This window comes from Actinomyces timonensis, assembly GCF_040702965.1.
Classification (GTDB): Bacteria; Actinomycetota; Actinomycetes; order Actinomycetales; family Actinomycetaceae; genus Actinomyces; species Actinomyces timonensis_A.
On record NZ_CP159989.1, the window covers coordinates 1 to 19,092 of the forward strand.

Below are 19,092 nucleotides of genomic sequence, written 5' to 3' on the forward strand. Positions count from 1 at the left end.
CGCCGTCGGCCGGGGCCTCACGGGCGCGCCCGCCCCCCCCCACGGGCTCAGAAGTCCCAGTCGGCATCCTCGGTGGCCTCGGCGGTGCCCATCACGTAGGAGGAGCCGGAGCCGGAGAAGAAGTCGTGGTTCTCGTCCGCGTTGGGCGACAGGGAGGCGATGATCGCAGGGTTGACGTCGACGGCGTCGGCGGGGAAGAGGGCCTCGTAGCCCAGGTTCATGAGGGCCTTGTTGGCGTTGTAGCGCAGGAACTTCTTGACGTCCTCGGTCAGGCCCAGCTCGTCGTAGAGGTCCTCGGTGTACTGCTCCTCGTTGTCGTAGAGCTCCATGAGCAGGTCGAGGGTGTACTCGCGCAGCTCGGCCTGGCGCTCCGGGGAGGACTCGCGCACGGCGAGCTGGTACTTGTAGCCGATGTAGTAGCCGTGGACGGCCTCGTCGCGGATGATGAGGCGGATGAGGTCCGCGGTGTTGGTGAGCTTGGCGTGGCTGGACCAGTACATGGGGGCGTAGAAGCCGGAGTAGAAGAGGAAGGACTCCAGCATGGTGGAGGCGACCTTCCTCTTCTCCGGGTCGTCGCCGCGGTAGTAGTCGAGGATGATGCGCGCCTTGCGCTGGAGGTTCGCGTTCTCCTCGCTCCAGCGGAAGGCCTCATCGATCTCCGCCGTCGAGATGAGGGTGGAGAAGATCGAGGAGTAGGAGCGCGCGTGCACGGACTCCATGAAGGCGATGTTCGTCAGCACGGCCTCCTCATGGGGGGTGCGGGCGTCCGGGATGAGGGAGACGGCGCCGACGGTTCCCTGGATGGTGTCCAGCAGGGTCAGGCCGGTGAACACGCGGGTGGTCATGTTCTTCTCGGCCTCGGTCAGGGTGGCCCAGGACTGGATGTCGTTGGACAGCGGCACCTTCTCGGGCAGCCAGAAGTTCCCGGTGAGGCGGTCCCAGACCTCAAGGTCCTTGTCGTCGACGAGCCGGTTCCAGTTGATCGCCTGAACGCGGTCGATGAGCTTGATGGGCTCGCGCATGGGTTCCTCCGAAAGGGGTGAGCGCCCGCGGGCCGGCCGCAGTGGGCCCATGCTAGCGGCGGCGAGCCCGCCCCTCACCCCCGGGGAGGCGCAGGGGAGCATGAGGCCGTCGATGCGCTCACCGGTGCGGCTGCGGCCGATGAGCCCTGAGGGCTCGGCGCGCTCATCGCCGGCCCTCCTCGCGGCTCGGGCGGAGGGTGAGGGCCAGGGCGAGGTCGCGCTCGGCCACCCGGTAGCGCTCGGCGAGGACGGGCCCGCAGCTGTTCGACCCGATGCCCGCCATGGCGGCGTCGAGGGTGAGGACCGTGGAGCCGCACTCGACGAGCTCGGTGTTGTGGCGGCGGGCCGCCAGCTCCTCCACGGTGTAGGGGGAGGCGTTGAAGGAGAAGGGGCTGCGGCCGATGGCGGTCAGGCCGGGGCGCCGCCCACCGGGCGCCAGCCCTCCCTCCCCATCGCCGCTGACGACGGCGACGTAGTCGCAGTCGGCGTGACTGCCGTTCTCCTGGGGCTTGATGTGATCCTCGTGCAGCTCGTGCAGGGCGGCGGTGAACTCGCCGTGGCGGCTGGCGCGGCGCTTGTCGACGTAGGCCCCGCCGGGACCCAGGCCGTAGTAGGAGACCCGGTCCAGCCCCGCTGGGAGGAAGAGCCGCAGGCCCAGGCGCGGCAGGGCGGGGAAGCCCTCGGTGCGGCTCATCTCGAGCGAGAGGTCGATATCGCCGTCGGCCCGGACGGTCCAGGTGATGGTGCCGCGCAGGGCGGGCTGGAGGGCGGGGGCGGCCATGGAGATCTCACCGCTCAGGACCACGCGGCCCTCCTCGGTGGGCTCCACGACCCGCAGGCCCTCGGCGCGCGCCGTCGCCCAGTGGTAGCCGGCTCGCTCCCATTCGGCGCGGATATGACGGTCGTTGTCCGTGGGGGCGCGCCAGATGATGAGCTCGGCCGGGCGGTCCAGGAGCTCGGCAGAGCCAGCGCGGATGCTCGTGGGCAGGGCGGTGCGCGTGTCGAAGGAGCAGGTGAGCCCGGGGGCGACGACGTCGATCCGCGCCCCGCTCCGCGTGGCGGTCACGGGGCCCTGGGGGGCGGGACGCTCATCCAGGGCAGCCACCGCTCGGTGGCGGCGATCCGCGCCGGGCAGGGCGACCTCATCGAATCCGAGCTCGTGGCCGGCGCGGAGAAGGGGCTCGTCGCGGGCGAGGCGGTAGGTGATGAGAAGGTGGCAGCGCCCGGTGTCCGGGATGCTCAGGGGCAGCGGGAGGGAGGCCTCGCCGTGGGGCGGGATGGGCGCCGTCAAGGGGACGTCCCCGCTGGCCAGGCTCTCGCCGTCGCGGGTGAGCTCGTAGGTCACGCGGGCGTAGGAGGCCAGGTCGGTGTGGTCGAGCTCGTTGCGCAGGGTGAGGGCGCCGGTCTCGGCGTCGTAGGAGACCACGCGCGCGGGGCGCTGGACGTTCTTGAGCTCGGCGAGCCCGGAGTGGGGCACGCGATGCGGAGAGACGAGGCCGTCCACGCAGAAGTTGCCGTCATGGACCCGCTCGCCGCTGTCCCCACCGTAGAGGTAGATGGCGCGCCCGTCCGGGGCGGTGCCGGCGGCGACGGCGTGATCGCACCACTCCCAGACGAATCCGCCGCACATGCGCTCATCGGCCCGGATGATCTCCCAGTAGTCCTCGAGGTCGCCGGGGCCATTGCCCATGGCGTGGGAGTACTCCACGAGGAGGAAGGGCTTGTCCGGATCGGAGTCGAGGTAGGCGCGGATCTCGTCGAGGCCGGGGTACATCCGCGAGTAGAGGTCGAGATCGGAGTAGTCGTAGGCGCGCCTGGAACCGCGGTGGAAGGCGCTCTCGTAGTGGGTCAGGCGCGTGGGGTCGAAGCCCTTGACCCAGGCCAGCGCCGCTTCGAAAGCGCATCCGTAGGCGCACTCGTTGCCGGCGGACCAGGCGATGACGCTGGGGCGGTTCTTCTCCCGGTGGACGCACAGGCGCATGCGGTCGACGGTGGCCCCGATCCATTCGGGATTGTCGGCGATGGGCTCGTTCCAGCGCTCGACCCGGTTGTCCCAGGAGGGGTCGGCGAGGAAGCGGGCCTGGGCGCCATGGCTCTCGTTGTCCGCCTCGGACATGACGTAGAGGCCGTACTCATCGCAGAGCTGGTAGAAGCGGGGGTCGTTCGGGTAGTGGGAGGAGCGCACCGCGTTGATGTTGTGCTCCTTCATGAGCCGCAGGTCGCGCCGCATATGGGCGAGGTCGATGGCGGGCCCGGTGACGGGATCGGAGTCATGGCGGTTGACGCCGCGCAGGGTGATGGGCCGCCCGTTGAGGCGCACGACGGCGCCGTCGGCGCTGACCTCCCTCAGGCCGACGCGGTCGGCGATGGACTCGCCGGGAGTGATGAGGGTGAGGGTGTACAGGTAGGGGTCCTCCGCGGTCCAGGGATGCGGGTGGGGGACCTCCAGCCGCAGCCGGTGGGTGTAGGGGGCGTCGGCCTGGCCGTCGGTCGCCTCAGCGACCGTGGCGCCCGCCGCCGGGGCGGCGTCGGGCTCGAGGGCGCCCGAGACGACCTTAACGCCGTCGCGGTCCGTGAGCACCGCCCTGGTGGGGACGGCCCCGCCCCGGTAGGAGGCCCGGATCTCGACGGCGGCGGGGGCGTCGGCGGCGCCCCCATCACCGAGGGTGGTGGTGACGGCGTAGTCGAGGAGGGAGGCGCGCGGGCGGGCCAGGAGGTAGACGTCGCGGAAGATGCCACTGGTGCGGAACTTGTCCTGGTCCTCCATGTAGGTGCCGTCGCACCACTTCAGGACGAGGACGGCGAGGCGGTTGGCGCCGGGGCGGATGTGCTCGGTGACGTCGAACTCGCTCGTGGCGTGGGAGACCTGGCTGTAGCCGACGTAGGCGCCGTTGAGCCAGACGTAGAAGCAGGAGTCGACGCCCTCAAGGACGAGGTGCGCGCAGGGGGCCTCGGGAATGGGGACGTAGTCGAATTCCCGCAGGTAGGCGCCACAGGGGTTGTCCTGGGGGACGCGGGGCGGGTCGAAGGGGATGGGGTAGCGGACGTTCGTGTACTGGTGGTGGTCGTAGCCGGTGTGCTGCCAGGTGCTGGGCACGGGCACCTCGGCGAAGTCGAGGGCGGAGGAGGCTTCTGCGCCGAGGGCGGCCTCACCCTCCCAGAAGGGGACGGAGAGGTCGTGGACCGACGGCAGGTAGGCGAAGCGCCAGGTGCCCGACAGGAGCTGGAAGCGGTCGGAGTCCTGCCGCCTCCAGGGGCTGGGGTCGGGCGAGGTGGAGGCCGGGACGTAGTAGGAGCGGGCGGGGAGGGTGTTCTCATGGAGGACGCCAAGGTCCTCATAGTGCCGGGGGATGATCATCGCTTGCGGCCTCCTGCGACTGGCGGCGTTGAGGCCGGGCCGCTCCGATGCGGCCCGCCCGAGTTCCTCAACGTTGACGTTATCGCAAATGTGATCCGCGATGCAGGCAAGAGAATGACCGGCTCGCGCCCGCGCATCGGGCCCGGCGATGTCCGCCCGGGCCGCTGCCCGGGGACTGGAGCGCGGCGTCCGGGTGCCGAGCGGGCCTGCGCCTGGTCGCCGACCCCGAGGTGACGGCCGCGGGGCGCGCGGATGACGAGATGGCGCCCCCGAGCGCGCGGGCGGGCGAAGGGCGGGCCCGGCAGGGGCTTGCGGGCGCACCATCGGCGTGAGAACAATCGAGTCATGCCCCCCAAGGCCGACGCCTCCAGTGCCCCGCCGATCACCCGCGGAGGAACCGCCGCCGAGCTCGTCGCCGACCTGGCCGAGCGCCTGGCGCGGCAGGTCGAGCGCGATCCGGGCGGGCGCGTGGTCGTAGGGCTCACCGGGGCTCCGGGATCCGGGAAGTCGACGGCGGCGCGCGAGCTGACGGGGCTCCTGGCCAAGGCGGGGGGCGCTGGCGGGCGAGGTGCCGATGGATGGCTTCCACATGTCCAACGCGGTGCTCGACGAGCTGGGGCGCCATGGGCGCAAGGGCGCTCCGGACACCTTCGATGTGGGCGGCTACCTGGCGGCCCTGGACCGGGTGCGGCGCGGCGAGGAGGTGCTGGCGCCGGTGTACCGGCGCGACTTGCACGAGCCGGTGGCCGCGGGCACACGGGTGTCCGGGGGCGGTGTCGTCGTCACGGAGGGGAATTACCTGGCGCTGGGGGACGGCGGCTGGCAGGCCGCGCGTGAGCGCATCGACCTGCTCATCATGCTGGCGGTGGGGCCCGAGGAGCTGGCCGCCAGGCTCGTGGCGCGGCATATGCGCTTCGGGCGGGACCGCGCGGCCGCGGCGCACTGGGTGCGCGTCGTCGATCTTCCCAACGCCGCGCTGGTGGAGGCCAGCGCCCCCCGGTGCGACGAGCTCTGGACCTGCGCCCCGTCCTCCCACCGAGACCGGTAGAAAACAGCGTCGAAACCGGTCGATATGACGATCGAGACCGGTCCCTCCCGCTGGGCAGCGGCTTACGCTGGCCTCATGCTCGTGGCCTTCTCCGTGTCCCCGTCCACCACCGACGACCCCGACGGGTCGCTGTCCGCGGCTGTCGCCCGCGCTGTGCGCGTGTGCCGGGATTCGGGCCTGCCATGCGAGACGACGTCGATGTTCACCACCCTGGAGGGCGAGTGGGACGAGTGCATGGCGGTGGTCAAGCGCGCCTGCGAGGCCGTGGGCGAGGTGAGCCCACGCGTCAGCCTCGTCCTCAAGGCGGACATCCGGCCGGGCTTCACCGGCCAGTTGACCGCGAAGGTCGAGCGGGTGGAGGAGCACCTGCGCCGGGGGCTCGACGACGTCGGCTGAGCCGGTTACCGGCGCGCCTTCTCCAGCAGCTCCGCGGCCAGCCGGGTGTTGTTGACGGGCTTGGTGAAGGCGCTGCTGAGCGAGGCATTCTCGTTGACCTCCAGGTGCCCGCCCGCGCAGGTGTAGGCGACGTACCCGGTCGGGTGGGTGGCGTCACCCGCGTGCAGGATGACAGGGGTCCGGCCGCAGTCGTCGGCGGCGCGCAGGATGTCAACGGCCGTGTCCGCGTCAGGCCCCTCCTCGTCACCGGGAAGATTGCTCACCGTCAGGGCGCGGCCATGCATGTCGAGCTCGAGCTCGTTGGCGAGCTGCGGGATCCACGGGTCGTGGGCGTCCAGGATCCTGCCCACCATGCCCGGCAGGGCCTCGGGCGCCGGGTCCCCAGGCTGAAGAATGACGTCGACGTTCCACCGCCGTGTCTCGGTGAGGAAGGCGACGGCGCTCACGTCGGTGGGCGGAGCAGCAGCGACGGCAACCATCCCAGCGTGCAGGGAGTCCTCGTCAGGATACGTCAGGGCGAGGACTCCCAGCGAGGCCAGGACGGCGCTCTCGGCGCCGCGGGTGTCCACGCTCCGCACGGCGTCGATGAACCGCGCCTCGGCGTCGTGGTCACTGGGCTCCCCGGAGCTGAAGATCTCCAGGGCCGTGGGCACGTCCGTCACGCCCGTGATCTCGACGAGGACCTTGAGGACCGCTCTGTCGCTCGGGTTCTCACCCACCGCCTCGCGAGGCAGGTTCTGGGCGAAGGCGGTCTGGACGTCGTCGACGAGGGAGAGGACGTCGTCGGTGCTCAGGTCCTCGCGCGGGACCAGGCGCGCGCTGAAGGAGATGGAGGATCCTCCAGAGCTTCGGACGCGGAAGAAGGTGAGCTCGTCCGTGTGCTCGGCCAGGACGTCCTCGAGGGCCTGGCCCATCGTCTGATCAGGCACCCGCCCCGGCGACGAGTCGGCGGCGGCCGGGGCCGACCTCCAGTCGAAGGACATCTCGTGGTCCTCGAAGGGGTCGTCCGGGGTCCCACCGGGCCCACAGGTGCTGACGACGAGAGCCGCGAGCGCGACCACGAGGGCCGCGGCGATGAGGGTGGTCCAGGAGACCGGGCGTCGGCGGATCGGGGCATCCATGACGACATGGTGCCCACTGGACGCGACGACGGCGATGGGGCGCGATGCCCACCGCCGCCCTCGGGGCGGGGGCCGCGCGCCCGCGCTGGGAGCGGCCGAGGCGGCGGAATTGGCTCGCGCTCAGTGCAGGGAGGCATCGGGCTCGGTGAGCCTCCAGGCGTGAATCGGCACGGTCAGGCCCGCGCGGGTCGGGGAGCACACGAGGGGGCCCGCTTCGGCCGCGGCGCCCGCGGGGATCGGAAGGACTCGCACGAGCCGCAGGTCGGCTGCGCCGTCGGCGCCAACGAGCCCCGCCCGCACGGTCATGGCGTCGCCGCTGCGGGAGACCCGAACGAGCACCCTGTGATCGCGCCACAGGGGCACGGGGGCGACGGACCAGTCCGAGGAGCCGCTGGTGACGACGGCGCCCACCTGGCACGCGCCATCGGCGTACTCGACGCCGGCCTTGACCCAGTGCTCGTCGTCGAGGCGCACGAAGACGCCCGCCTGGTCGAACTGCTCGCGGAAAGCGGCAGTGAACTCGACCTCGACGGCGCAGTCATCGGGGAAGACGGCGAGCAGGGCGTGCTCGGAGTCGTGGATGAATCCGTAGGAGGTGATCCGCCAGGCGTCCGAGCCCTCGACGGCGGTGACGAGGAGGCCGCTGCCGCTCGCCTCGACATGCGCCGGCTCGTGCGTCCAGCGGCCCTGGTCCCAAGCGATCCGAGTCATGGCGCCAACCTACCGGGCGCGCGCCCACCGCCGTCGCGACGCCGCCGTCGGCCTCGGGGAGCCCCCAGGCCCGCGCATGAGATAACGCCCCCAAGTATGAGATAACTGGCAGATTTTTAAGATAACTACCCTCCGCCATGAGATAACTACCCTGTCCGTGAGATAACATGGGGACGTGATCACGACACCGGAGGAGCTTCAGGGAGCGCTGGCGCGCCTGGCCCTGGACCAGGGCGACTCCCTCAGCATCGAGGCCAAGACCTTCTCCCAGTTCTCCCGGGACAGCCTTGGCCCGTCGCTGTGCTCGCTGGCGAACCTGCCCGGGGGAGGCGTCGTCCTGCTGGGGGTGGATGAGCGCCGCGACAACCCCCTCGTGGGCGTCGACGACCCGCACGGCTACGCCCAACGCGTCACGAGCCTCGCCCGCAAGGCGTTCACGCCGCCCCTGACAGTCCACACCGAGACCATCCACCTGGGCCGCACCGCCGTCGTGGCCGTCAACGTGGAGGAGGCCGCTGTCAACCACAAGCCGGTGACGTGGCAGGGCAGGGCCTACATGCGCCAGTACGACGGCGACTACACGATGTCCCTCCACGAGCAGCAGCAGCTGCTCCGACGCCACGAACGCCCCCGTGACGACAGGGCCATCGTCCCAGGCACGAGCATCGACGACCTGAGCCCCACCGCCGTCAGCGACTTCGCCGCCTCTGTCAGACGCTCCACCCCCGCCCTCCAGGACGCTCACGACGCCGAGATCCTCCTGCGGATGAACGCCCTCACGCGCTCCGGCGAGGCGACAGTCGCCGGGCTCTACGCGCTGGGCACCTACCCGCAGCAGCACCTTCCACATCTCAGCCTCACCGCGGCGGTCGACCTCGGCCAGGATGCCGACACGACCCGCCGTGCGACGAACCGCAAGGACTTCACCGGTCCACTGCCCATGATCCTCGACGGGGCCATCGAGTGGGTGGCTCAGAACGTCTCCAGCACCCTGGTTGTGAGCACCGACGGCCGCTCCAGCGCCGAGTTCTCCATCCCGCTCGTCGCCGTGCGGGAGGTCGTGGCCAACGCCCTCGTTCACCGCGACCTGTCGGAGGCCACGGCAGGACGCGGTGTCGAGCTGCGGCTGACACACAAGGGGATGGTGCTCACCAGCCCTGGGGGCCTGTGGGGGCTGAGCGTCGACCAGCTCGGCACACCGGACGGCAAGAGCGCCGTCAACGAGTTCCTGTACGGCATATGCCGGCACGTTGGCGGGCAGGACCATCGCGTCATCGAAGCCATGGGCACCGGCATCCTCGCAACGCGCCAGGCGCTGGCCGAGGCAGGCCTCGAGCCCCCGCACTTCATCGACAACGGGCTGCGCTTCACGGTCAGGTTCCCCAACCACGCCTTGTACCCGCACGGAGACCTGGAGTGGCTGGGCACCATCGAGACGGCGGGACTCAGCAGAACGCAGCGGGAGGCCCTGCTGCGCATGCGCTCAACCGGCCCCATGACCAACGGCGACTACCGACGCCTCGCCGGGGTGGACTCGACCGCCGCCCGAGCCGATCTCAAGGACCTCGTCGCCCGCGGACTGGCGGTCCAGACGGGCCAGCGACGTGGCACGCGCTACGCCCTGGCACCCCGGCCGGCCCCCGTCACCACTCGCGAACCGGTATGAGATAACTGGCAGATTTTTAAGATATCTGCCCTCCGCCATCAGATAACTGGCCCTCGTCGCGAGATAACGGTCGGTTGCGTCAGTGCCTCGAGCACCGCGCCGCATCAGCCTCCTCGTGGCGCGGCGGACCGCCGCACGATCGCGCCGCCGCACGATCGCGATCGAGGTCGGCCCGCAGAAGGCCGGGCTGGGCTCAACGCTCGTTTCAGCCCTGAGGGCTGCTCACAGCATGCAGCTCACGCAGCCCTGGACCTCGGTTCCCTCGAGGGCGGCCTGGCGCAGGCGGATGTAGTAGAGCGTCTTGATGCCCTTGCGCCACGCGTAGATCTGGGCGCGGTTGACGTCGCGGGTGGTCGCGGTGTCGGGGAAGAACAGCGTGAGGCTCAGGCCCTGGTCGACGTGCTGCGTGGCCGCGGCGTAGGTGTCGATGATCTTCTCCGGGCCGATCTCATAGGCGTCCTGGTAATACTCCAGGTTGTCATTCGTCATGTAGGGCGCCGGGTAGTAGACGCGCCCGATCTTGCCCTCCTTGCGGATCTCGATCTTCGCCACGATCGGGTGGATCGAGGAGGTCGAGCCGTTGATGTAGGAGATCGATCCGGTGGGCGGCACCGCCTGGAGATTGCGGTTGTACAGGCCGTGCTCCTTGACCTTGGCCGCCAGGCGCGCCCAGTCCTCGCGGGTGGGCACGCGCACGCTGGAGGCGTCGAAGATGGCCTTGACCTTCTCCGTGACGGGGAGGAAGTCCTGGGTGGTGTACTTGGTGAAGAACTCACCACTGGCGTAGGCGGAGTCCTCGAAGCCCACGAAGGTCTGGCCCCGCTCGATCGCCAGGTCGCAGGAGGCGTCCAGGGCCGCGAAGAGGACCGAGGCGAAGTAGACGTTGGTGAAGTCCAGTCCCTCCTCGCTGCCGTAGAAGATGGACTCGCGCGCCAGGAAGCCGTGCAGGTTCATCTGGCCCAGGCCGATGGCGTGGGACTCGTGGTTACCGCGGTCGATCGAGGGAACGCTGGGCAGGTGGGTCTGGTCTGAGACGGCGGTCAGCCCGCGCACCGCCGTGCGGATGGTGCGCGCGAAGTCCGGGGAGTCCATGGTCTTGGCGATGTTGAGGGAGCCCAGGTTGCAGGAGATGTCCTTGCCGACATGGGCGTATGAGAGGTCCTCGTTGAGCCGACTGGCCTCGGAGACCTGCAGGATCTCGGAGCACAGGTTCGACATGACGACCTTGCCCTTGATGGGGTTGGCCTTGTTGACCGTGTCCTCGAACATGACATACGGATAGCCGGATTCGAATTGGATCTCGGCCAGCGTCTGGAAGAAGACGCGGGCGTTGACCTTCTTCTTCTTGATCCGGCCGTCGTCCACCATCTCGCGGTACTTCTCGGTGACATTGATATCCGAGAAGGGCACCCCGTAGACGCGCTCGACGTCGTAAGGGGAGAACAGGTACATGTCCTCATTGTTCTTGGCGAGCTCGAAGGTGATGTCCGGGATGACGACGCCGAGCGAGAGGGTCTTGATGCGGATCTTCTCATCGGCGTTCTCGCGCTTGGTGTCCAGGAACCGCATGATGTCCGGGTGGTGCGCGTGCAGATAGACCGCGCCCGCGCCCTGGCGAGCGCCGAGCTGGTTGGCGTAGGAGAAGGAGTCCTCCAGGAGCTTCATGACGGGGATGACGCCACTGGACTGGTTCTCGATCCGCTTGATGGGAGCGCCCATCTCACGCAGGTTGGTCAGCAGCAGGGCGACGCCACCACCGCGCTTGGACAGCTGGAGGGCGGAGTTGATGCCGCGGGCGATGGACTCCATGTTGTCCTCGATGCGCACGAGGAAGCAGGAGACGGGCTCACCGCGCTGGGCCTTGCCCTCGTTGAGGAAGGTGGGGGTGGCCGGCTGGAAGCGGCCGGTCATCATCTCGTCGATGAGGTCGAGGGCGAGCTGCTCGTCGCCGTCGGCCAGGGCGAGGGCCACCATCGTGACGCGGTCCTCGAAGCGCTCCAGGTACCGCTTGCCGTCGAAGGTCTTGAGCGTGTACGAGGTGTAGTACTTGAAAGCGCCCAGGAAGGTCTCGAAGCGGAACTTGTGGGCGTAGGCGGCCTTGAAGGCGCCCTTGACGAAGGCCGGGGCGTACTTGTCGAGGATGTGCTTCTCGTAGTAGCCCTCCTCGGTGAGGTACTCGAAGCTTCTCCTCGAGGTCGTGGAAGAACACTGTGTTCTGGTTGACGTGCTGGAGGAAGTACTGGCGCGCGGCGGCGTGATCGGCGTCGAACTGGATGTTGCCGTTCGCGTCGTAGAGGTTGAGCTTCGCGTTGAGCGCGTGATAGTCGAGCTCGGGGGCCCCGGAGGGCTCCAGACCGGTGTCCGTCAGCGTGTCTGCCAAAACTGTTCCAATCCTTGTGCGACGCGATCGACGTCGGTGGGCGTGCCGAGCAGCTCGTACCGGTACAGGTAGGGCACCCCGAGCTTGCTGGCGATGATATCCCCGGCGAGGCCGTAGGCCTCGCCGAAGTTGGTATTGCCAGACGCGATGACGCCGCGGCACAGGGATCGGTTGTGCTCGTCGTTGAGGAAGCGGATGACCTGCTTGGGCACCGCCCCCTTCACGACGCCACCACCGTAGGTCGGCACGACGAGGACGTACTCGTCGTCGACCCTCAGGGGGGACTCCTTGGGAAGGAGGGGGATCCGCTTCGTCGGGAAGCCGAGCCTCCCGACGAAGCGATGCGTGTTCTCCGAGACGGAGGAGAAGTAGACGAGGAGGGGCGCGTCAGGCACGACTCGCCGCCACCTCAGATGGCGACGGCCTCAGCGGCCGCGACGAGGCCCTTGATCTTGTCCGGGCGGAAGCCGGACCAGTGCTCCCCACCGGCGATGACGACAGGGGCCTGGGCGTAGCCGAGGGACTTGACCTGAGCGAGGGCCTCGGCGTCGACGGAGATGTCCACCGTGCTGTAGGACAGGCCGGCCTTGTCCAGGGCGCGGTAGGTCGCGGTGCACTGGAAGCAGTTGGGCTTGCTGTAGACGGTGATCGGCATGGCTGGGCCTTCCTCTTGGTCGGAGCCCCCTGCGGCCGCCCCGGCCTCGCTGCGATGAGGAGGTTTCACGGGCGTAACCACACGGTTGTCATTCTCGGGAGGGCACGGGTCCCTCGCAGTTCTGAACACTACCCCTAGGGGTGGAGATGGTCCACCGCCCCAAGATGATGTGTCCACCACGCTGCTGTGCATAGCACTCCTCCTCCCTGTGGACAGCGGGCCGGGGCCTGTGGACAGCCGGTGGACGACACCGCCCGACAGCTCCGGCGTCGATGGGGCCCGACCCCTTCGAACCCGCGCCACCATGCTGCCGCGGGGGTCTGACACGAATCCGGGGGCGTTAGCCACAGCCGCGGGAGGCGCCGCGCGCCCGGCTCCTCCCCACCCTGGGGATCGAGATCGAAAAGTCATCTACGCCGCAGTGCGGCGTCGGCGTGTCGCCCCTCCCGTGCCCCACGGCTCGGGCCGGGCCCATCGCGGCCCCGGCCCGTGGAGCGGATCCGATGCGCGCTCTCATGGTTCTCACAGGTTCCCCATGGGATCATGGAATTTCGCTAGTCATCAGCAGTTTCCGTACTTAGGAGTTATTCTCATGACCGCTCTGTCCCTCGCCTACATGGCTGCAGACATCACCGCGCTCAGCATCCTCGTGGGCGCCCTCTACTCCCGCCGGCACCACCGCAAAGACCTCGTCGCCGCGTACATCGGCGTCAACATCGGCGTCCTGGCGGTCACCCTCCTGCTCTCGACGGCGTCTGTGGCCGCCGGCCTGGGGCTGGGCCTCTTCGGCGTTCTCTCCATCATCCGCCTGCGCTCCACCGAGCTGGAGCAGCACGAGGTCGCCTACTTCTTCGCGGCGCTGGCTCTCGGCCTCCTCGGCGGCATCCAGACCGCGTCACTGGCGATGGTCGCCGCCCTCATGGCGCTCGTCGTCGTCTCCCTGTGGATCGGCGACCACCCCGCGCTCCTGGGGCGCAACCGCCACCGGATCGTCACGGTGGACCGCGCCATCCCCAACGAGGCCGAGCTCAAGGCCCACCTGGAGGCGCTCCTGGGCGGCACCGTCCGCAGCCTCACCGTGCAGAGCCTCGACCTCGTCGATGACACGACGCTCGTGGACGTCCGCTACACCCTTCCCCGCTCCGGCGCGGCCACGGCCCACCTGAGCGGCTGGACCGGGCCCGTGGGGACCGCCGCCCCCATGACCAGCCCGCAGGCCCCCGCGGGCGCGCCCGTCGGAGCGCCGTTCCATCTCACCGCTGCGACCGGCGCGACCGGGGAGTGACGCCCCACCGCCCCGCACTGAGCGCACCCACCCCGCCGCCACGCCCCTGAAAGGAGAGGATCATGACCGCCGCAGCCACGCGTCCGGCCCTGAGCACGGGGGCCCTCGATGCGATCAGCCTCGACGAGCTCAACGACACCGCGGACCTCCTGACCCGCATGGACCGCAAGTACATCGTGCCCATCGAGGCGGCGCAGAGCCTTCTGGACGCGCTCGCCTCGGGGATCGCGGGCAGGTCCCGGGCGCTGGAGATCAAGGGGCAGCGATCCTTCGCCTACACCTCGACCTATTTCGACACCCCCGATCTCGCCGCGTATCACCTCACGGCCCGCAAGCGCAGGCGGCGCTTCAAGGTGCGCACCCGCTCCTACCTCGACTCCGACCTGTGCTTCCTCGAGGTCAAGACCCGGGGGCCCCGCGGCGCCACCATCAAGGAGCGCATCCCGTGGGCCCTCGACGACGCCGACCGCCTCACCCCGGAGGGGCGCGCGTTCATCGCCGAGCTCCTGCTCGGCTCGGGCGTGTGCCGCGCGCGGGACGAGGCCGAGCGGACTGCCGTCGCGCTCACGCCCGTCATGGGCACCACCTACGAGCGCACCACCCTTCACCTGCCGCAGGCGGAGGCGCGCTCCACCATCGACACGCGCCTGTCCTGGACGCCCATGTGGGCCTCCCCGCACTCGGCCACGGGCGCGGCCCGTGGAGCCGACCGGCCCGCGGGACCGCAGGCGATCATCGAGACGAAGAGCCCCGGGACGCCGTCGCCCGCCGACCGCTTCCTCTGGGGCCTGGGGCACCGGCCGGTCAAGATCTCGAAGTACGCCACCGGCCTGGCCCTCCTCAATCGCGACCTGCCCGCCAATAAGTGGCACCGGGTTATCAAGAACGACCTGGCCGGCGCGGGCGGCTCCGAGCGCTGACCGCGACCGGCCCCCGCATTTTCGTAGCCGCGCCATCCGCCGAGCGGGCGGAGGCGTTGCGGCCCTGATGGCGGGGCCCGGGGAGCACCCCGGCAGCTCCCGGCAGCGGGGGCTGGGGCCCCTCTCAGGAGGGGACTCGGATCCAGGCGGCGGCGTCGGCGGGCAGGATCACCTGCTCGTCGGCGCCGTCGCGCGCGCCGGGAGACGCGGGGGAGACGGGGCTCTGAAGGGGCGCGGAGGCGAGGAGGATGTCGCCGTCGGGCAGGGCGACGGGCCCCTCGAAGGCGATCCAGCATTGGAGAGCGCCCCGGGCGAAGGCGAGGGCGCCGTTGCCGGCCTCCAACCAGCGCAGCTCGTCGCCCGCCCTCGCCCAGGCGCTGCGCCGCAGGGCGAGGCCGGCGCGGTAGAGGGAGAGCATGGAGGCGGGCGCGGCGGGGGAGGCTGCCCCCAGCCCCCTCCCGCCGTCGGCCGGCTGGGCGGCCTGGGCCTCCTGGGTCTCGACGGCGAAGGCGCCCCACCCTTCGGGCTGTGGCAGGTGGGGCTTGGCGCCGCCGTCCGGGCCGAAGCCGTAGGAGCCGCCCCCGGAGGTCCAGGGCAGGGGGACGCGGCAGCCGTCACGGCCCTTCTCCTTGTCCCTCATGCGTCGGGCGATGGGGTCGGCGAGGCGGTCCTCGGGGATATCGGGGACCTCCGGCAGGCCGAGCTCGTCGCCCTGGTAGATGTACATGGAGCCGGGCAGGGCCATCTCGACCATCGCGGCGGCGCGGGCGCGGCGGCGGCCCAGGGCGGCGTCGCAGGCGGGGGCGGCGCCGTCGTTCGTGAGCCAGCGCCGGGCGATGCGCTGGCCGACCCCACCGAGGTAGTCGGGGTCGGAGTCCCCGGGGGCGTCGTCGTCGGCGAGGTCGAAGCCGAGGCGGGTGGCGACGCGCGGGGCGTCGTGGCAGCCGAGCACCCAGGTGGTGGAGCCGGTGGCGGCCAGGTCCGCAAGGCCCGCCTCGATGGCCCAGCGGAAGGAGGCGGCGGTGAAGTCGGCGTCCTGGAGCTGGAAGTTGAAGGCCTGGCCGAGGCTGGCGGCGTAGGCGGCGCGGCGCGAGGGCCGGACCCCCGCCTCGGCGACGGCGAAGCGCGGCGGGTCGTAGGCCTCGAGGAGGGCGCGCCAGTCGCAGTAGATGGCGTGGACGGCGTCGCGGTCGAACAGGGGGTGGGAGCCGTCGGCCGGGAGGGGCCACCAGGGGATGCGCTCGAATGGGCGGAAGGGCTCGGTCAGGTCCTTGACCAGGCCGGGCGCGACGTCGACACGGAAGCCGGCGACGCCACGGTCGGCCCAGAAGCGCAGGGTGGCCAGGAAGTCGGCGCGCACCTGGGGGTGGTCCCAGTTGAGGTCGGGCTGCTCGGGGGCGAACATGTGGAGGTACCACTGATAGGGGCGGGCCGTCCCGGGGCCGGTGAGGGGACGGCCGTCCGGGCCGGTGTCCTCGATGCGCTCCCAGGCGGGGCCGCCGAACATGGACATCCAGTCGTTGGGGGGCTCGGCGCCGTCCTCCCCGGTCCCGGGGCGCACGTGGTAGAGGTCGCGCTCGGGGGCGTCGAGGCCGCCGGCGAGGGCCGCGCGGAACCAGGGGTGGCGGTTCGAGGTGTGGTTGGGGACGAGGTCCACCATGACGCGGATGCCGTGGGTGGCGAGGGCGGCGACCATGCGGTCGAAGTCCGCCAGAGTGCCGATCTCGGGGGCGACGTCGCGGTGGTCGTCGACGTCGTAGCCGCCGTCGGCCAGGGCCGAGGGGTAGAAGGGGGACAGCCAGACGGCGTCGATTCCGAGGGAGCCCAGGTAGGGGGCGCGGTCAGTGATACCGGCCAGGTCCCCGACACCATTGCCGTCGGCGTCGGCGAAGGAGCGGGGGTAGATCTGGTAGACGACGGCGTCGCGCCACCAGTCGGGGTCGGGGGCCGATGCGGTCGAGGCGTCGGCGGGGGCCGGGGTGCTCACGGGGCGATGATGCCACGAGCCCGGCGCCGCCGACCTCACGCTGAGAGCCGCCGCGAGGTGGGGTCCAGGTGCTCAGCGATCCAGGCGGCCACGGCGTCGGGCATGTCGGGACCAGCGGCCCAGGCCTCGCGGAAGCGCTCAACGGTCTCATCGACGACGTCGAGCACGTCCTCGTCCCCGACGCGGAGCTGCTTCTGCAACCGGGCGAAGAGCCCCCGGGTGACAGCGTCGAGAGTCCTCTCGCCGAAGAAGGGGAGAGCGAGATCGGGGTTCTCCGGGTTGGGGAGGTGGGACGCGGTGCACACGAGGTCGTAGGCGGGCGAGAGCCGGGCGGTGCGGCGATCGGGATAGATGAGGGACCAGTTCTTCAGGTGCGCGTCCCCGTTGCCCGCCAGGAGGTTGAAGACGGTGCGGCGCACGAGCTCCCGCAGTGAGGCGCGGTCGTGGCCGCGATAGGCGATCGCGGCGGTCATCTCCACGGCGGAGCGGTACTTCCCCTCCCCGATGCCGTGCTTCCCGAGAACCTGGGCGAAGTCCTCGATATGCACGCGGCCCTGCTCAATGCGGTCGAAGCGCCGGATGACGTAGGCCCGGGACTCCCCAGCGGGCCAGGCCCCCGGACCGAGATCATCGATGGAGGAGCGATCCCACAGCGCGGTCTCGGGAATGGTGATGCCGACCTGACCGGCCAAGCACATGGTGGCGTGCTCGTTGGCTTGGAGAACCATGCGGGGACGCTGTTCGTCGCGTGGGGGCGGGCCCGTCGGTGCTGCTCGAACCACTGCCCGAGCACGCCCCGACCGAGCCGGTCCCAGTAGTCGGCATCCATGACGAGCTTGGTGAAGGCACCCCGCCTCCGCAGCTCGCCCACGCGCTGTCCATGAAGAGCGACCGCGTAGATCTCTTCCTTCATCTGAGTATCACCCCGCAGCGGCGGGATCGTCGGGGTGGAGGATCGCATCCAATGGCGGGGAGTCCTCGTAGTCGCAGGCGGTCCGCACAGCCACGAAGCGGCGCAGATGCTCGTCGAGAAGGCAGCGCCGAAGCCGGATCGCCTCTGCGTCGTCGTTGTTCTGCAGGCACGCGACGATCTCCTCGGTCAGGAGGAGGGAGCCCAAGCGCTCGACGCCGCCACTGAGGAGCGCCATGACGTCCCGTCGATCCAGCCCTGAGATCATCCGATTCGCCGCCACTGAGACGCCCTCGGCCAGGGCATCGGCGGGCACGAGCTCCGTGAGGGCGGCGCTCGGCGTGCTACTGGACACCAGCATGTCCGCGAGGGCCTCAACCGTCATGGGCTCACCTGTGCGCAGATCGGTGGGCTCAAGACTCCACAGCGCACTGGCGATGACCTTGGAGTCGGCGCGGGTGGCCCGGAACACGTCCACGTCCGGCACTGGCGCCTCATCCTCCAGGCGGGCAGCGGCGAGAAGGCGCTGGACGGAGTCCGACTCCTGATCCGCCACGAGGCAGGCGGCCATGCTCCGCAGGTCGCTCTGCGATCCGCTGATCCCGAGCTCGTCGGCGCCCACGCTCGTGCGCCACAGCCAACGGCCGAGCAAATCGAGGTTGCGATCATGCGGGCTGGGGAAGAGAGCGAAGAAGCGGGTGAGAACCAGCAGCTGGAATCGGAAGGGTAGGAAGGTCCAGTGCGGAACGCCTTCCTCCTGGAGGAAGCGGACAGCGGCGAGCAGCGCCGCCTCCGTGCCCCGGTACGCCTCCTCCTCGCTCTCTCCTGGGAAGTCGCTCACCCGGCGTCGGGACTCGGAGAACTCGCCGTGCGGATCCCGGGTGATATCCGTGTGCCGGCGCACGAGGAGCGCCTGGACGACTGCGGCGACGGGAAGCGGGCCGAAGCTCGTGCGGGAGGCGACAGAGGCCCGTATACCCTCAATCGTCAGACCCTTGCCCGGACCGCCGTGAAGCGCGTCGAATACCTCGGCGTCGCTGAGCGGCTTGCCACGATTGTTGATGCGGTCGAAGACCTCCCTCAAGATGCTCTCGTCAGCGTCATCCATGATGGTCGCCGCGATCTTCACACCAGTCAGGCGGGTGACCGCCTTCTGAAGGCGGTCGGCCGCCTCCGCCGCCTCCGGATGATCCCCCAGCCAGGCGAGCGCCCGGCCGAGGTCGAACAGGTCGGGGAGGGGGACCACGAGGTCCTCCTCTGGATCACGCCGCCGCACCACCTTTCCGGTCTTGAGGGAACACCCCAGGGCGAAGCGTCGATCACGGCCGCCGTCCGGGTCCACCGCGTTGACGAGGCTCGTGATGCGCTGCTGGCCGTCGACCACCCACAGGGCATCAGGCACCTCCGGGGCATCTACGTCGAGCGCGCCGATCCGCAGGCGAGCGGCCTCGGCCGGCCGCTTCCACAGCAGGAGGCTACCCACGGGGAAACCTCGAAGGAGCGAGTCGAGTAAGTCGAGGACGTCCTTGGCCTCCCACCGGAAGGAGCGCTGGAACTAAGGCACACGGATGCGCCCCGCGCGCACGAGGGCGTGCAGCTCGCGGATGGTGTAGCTCTCCGGACGGGAGAGCGC

At 70.2% G+C, this 19,092-nt stretch carries 12 protein-coding genes and 3 pseudogenes; 5 read left to right on the plus strand and 10 right to left on the minus strand.

Annotated elements, in window-relative coordinates; genetic code table 11:
* Window positions 1-47: 47 nt before the first annotated feature.
* Both nrdF and ABXS69_RS00010 read right to left on the minus strand, forming a co-directional pair.
* A complete protein-coding gene (gene nrdF, locus ABXS69_RS00005) occupies window positions 48-1,022 on the minus strand; it encodes a class 1b ribonucleoside-diphosphate reductase subunit beta (RefSeq protein WP_366180601.1) in 975 nt (324 codons plus the stop codon).
* Window positions 1,023-1,185: 163 nt separating this feature from the next.
* On the minus strand, window positions 1,186-4,380 hold the full coding sequence (locus ABXS69_RS00010; RefSeq protein ID WP_366180608.1) for a glycoside hydrolase family 2 TIM barrel-domain containing protein: 3,195 nt from the start codon (window positions 4,378-4,380) through the stop codon (window positions 1,186-1,188).
* A 345-nt stretch (window positions 4,381-4,725) separates the two neighbouring features.
* Here ABXS69_RS00010 and ABXS69_RS00015 point away from each other — a divergent pair.
* A pseudogene (locus ABXS69_RS00015) lies at window positions 4,726-5,428 on the plus strand (phosphoribulokinase).
* 75 nt (window positions 5,429-5,503) lie between these two features.
* Window positions 5,504-5,824: a thiamine-binding protein gene (locus ABXS69_RS00020; RefSeq protein WP_073452474.1), complete on the plus strand. Its 321-nt coding sequence runs from the start codon at window positions 5,504-5,506 to the stop codon at window positions 5,822-5,824.
* A 5-nt stretch (window positions 5,825-5,829) separates the two neighbouring features.
* On the opposite strand, the gene ABXS69_RS00025 is transcribed toward ABXS69_RS00020, so the two are convergent.
* Together ABXS69_RS00025 and ABXS69_RS00030 are read right to left on the minus strand one after the other, a co-directional pair.
* Window positions 5,830-6,945 (minus strand): hypothetical protein, encoded by a 1,116-nt coding sequence (locus ABXS69_RS00025; protein WP_366180609.1) that lies wholly within the window; start codon window positions 6,943-6,945, stop codon window positions 5,830-5,832.
* 120 nt (window positions 6,946-7,065) lie between these two features.
* Window positions 7,066-7,656 carry a DUF1349 domain-containing protein gene (locus ABXS69_RS00030; RefSeq protein WP_366180610.1) on the minus strand — a complete coding sequence of 197 codons (591 nt, stop codon included), beginning with the start codon at window positions 7,654-7,656 and terminating at the stop codon, window positions 7,066-7,068.
* A gap of 175 nt (window positions 7,657-7,831) precedes the next feature.
* Between ABXS69_RS00030 and ABXS69_RS00035 the strand changes: the two genes are divergently transcribed.
* The gene (locus ABXS69_RS00035; protein WP_366180611.1) at window positions 7,832-9,322 is read left to right on the plus strand and encodes an RNA-binding domain-containing protein; all 1,491 of its coding nucleotides are present in this window, start codon (window positions 7,832-7,834) and stop codon (window positions 9,320-9,322) included.
* A gap of 222 nt (window positions 9,323-9,544) precedes the next feature.
* Here ABXS69_RS00035 and nrdE read toward each other — a convergent pair.
* The 3 genes and pseudogenes from nrdE to nrdH form a co-directional block, all read right to left on the minus strand.
* A pseudogene (gene nrdE / locus ABXS69_RS00040) lies at window positions 9,545-11,702 on the minus strand (class 1b ribonucleoside-diphosphate reductase subunit alpha).
* Window positions 11,687-12,097, minus strand: coding sequence for a class Ib ribonucleoside-diphosphate reductase assembly flavoprotein NrdI (gene nrdI, locus ABXS69_RS00045; RefSeq protein ID WP_366180612.1), 411 nt, complete (start codon window positions 12,095-12,097; stop codon window positions 11,687-11,689). Before nrdI ends, nrdE begins: the two are co-directional and overlap by 16 nt.
* A gap of 14 nt (window positions 12,098-12,111) precedes the next feature.
* The gene (gene nrdH, locus ABXS69_RS00050; RefSeq protein WP_366180613.1) at window positions 12,112-12,357 is read right to left on the minus strand and encodes a glutaredoxin-like protein NrdH; all 246 of its coding nucleotides are present in this window, start codon (window positions 12,355-12,357) and stop codon (window positions 12,112-12,114) included.
* 592 nt (window positions 12,358-12,949) lie between these two features.
* On the opposite strand from nrdH, the gene ABXS69_RS00055 reads away from it, so the two are divergent.
* Both ABXS69_RS00055 and ABXS69_RS00060 read left to right on the plus strand, forming a co-directional pair.
* Window positions 12,950-13,642, plus strand: a complete 693-nt coding sequence (locus tag ABXS69_RS00055; RefSeq protein WP_366180614.1) for a DUF4956 domain-containing protein — start codon at window positions 12,950-12,952, stop codon at window positions 13,640-13,642.
* Window positions 13,643-13,704: 62 nt separating this feature from the next.
* Window positions 13,705-14,562, plus strand: coding sequence for a polyphosphate polymerase domain-containing protein (locus ABXS69_RS00060; RefSeq protein ID WP_366180615.1), 858 nt, complete (start codon window positions 13,705-13,707; stop codon window positions 14,560-14,562).
* A 124-nt stretch (window positions 14,563-14,686) separates the two neighbouring features.
* Here the strand turns inward: ABXS69_RS00060 and ABXS69_RS00065 are convergent, their stop codons facing one another.
* The 3 genes and pseudogenes from ABXS69_RS00065 to ABXS69_RS00075 form a co-directional block, all read right to left on the minus strand.
* Window positions 14,687-16,549 (minus strand): glycoside hydrolase family 13 protein, encoded by a 1,863-nt coding sequence (locus ABXS69_RS00065; protein ID WP_366180616.1) that lies wholly within the window; start codon window positions 16,547-16,549, stop codon window positions 14,687-14,689.
* Window positions 16,550-16,584: 35 nt separating this feature from the next.
* Entirely contained in the window at window positions 16,585-17,277 is a 693-nt protein-coding gene (locus tag ABXS69_RS00070; RefSeq protein ID WP_366180617.1) for a HipA domain-containing protein, read from the minus strand.
* A gap of 192 nt (window positions 17,278-17,469) precedes the next feature.
* Window positions 17,470-19,002: pseudogene (locus ABXS69_RS00075) on the minus strand (DUF262 domain-containing protein); the annotation flags it as partial.
* Window positions 19,003-19,092: the final 90 nt, after the last annotated feature.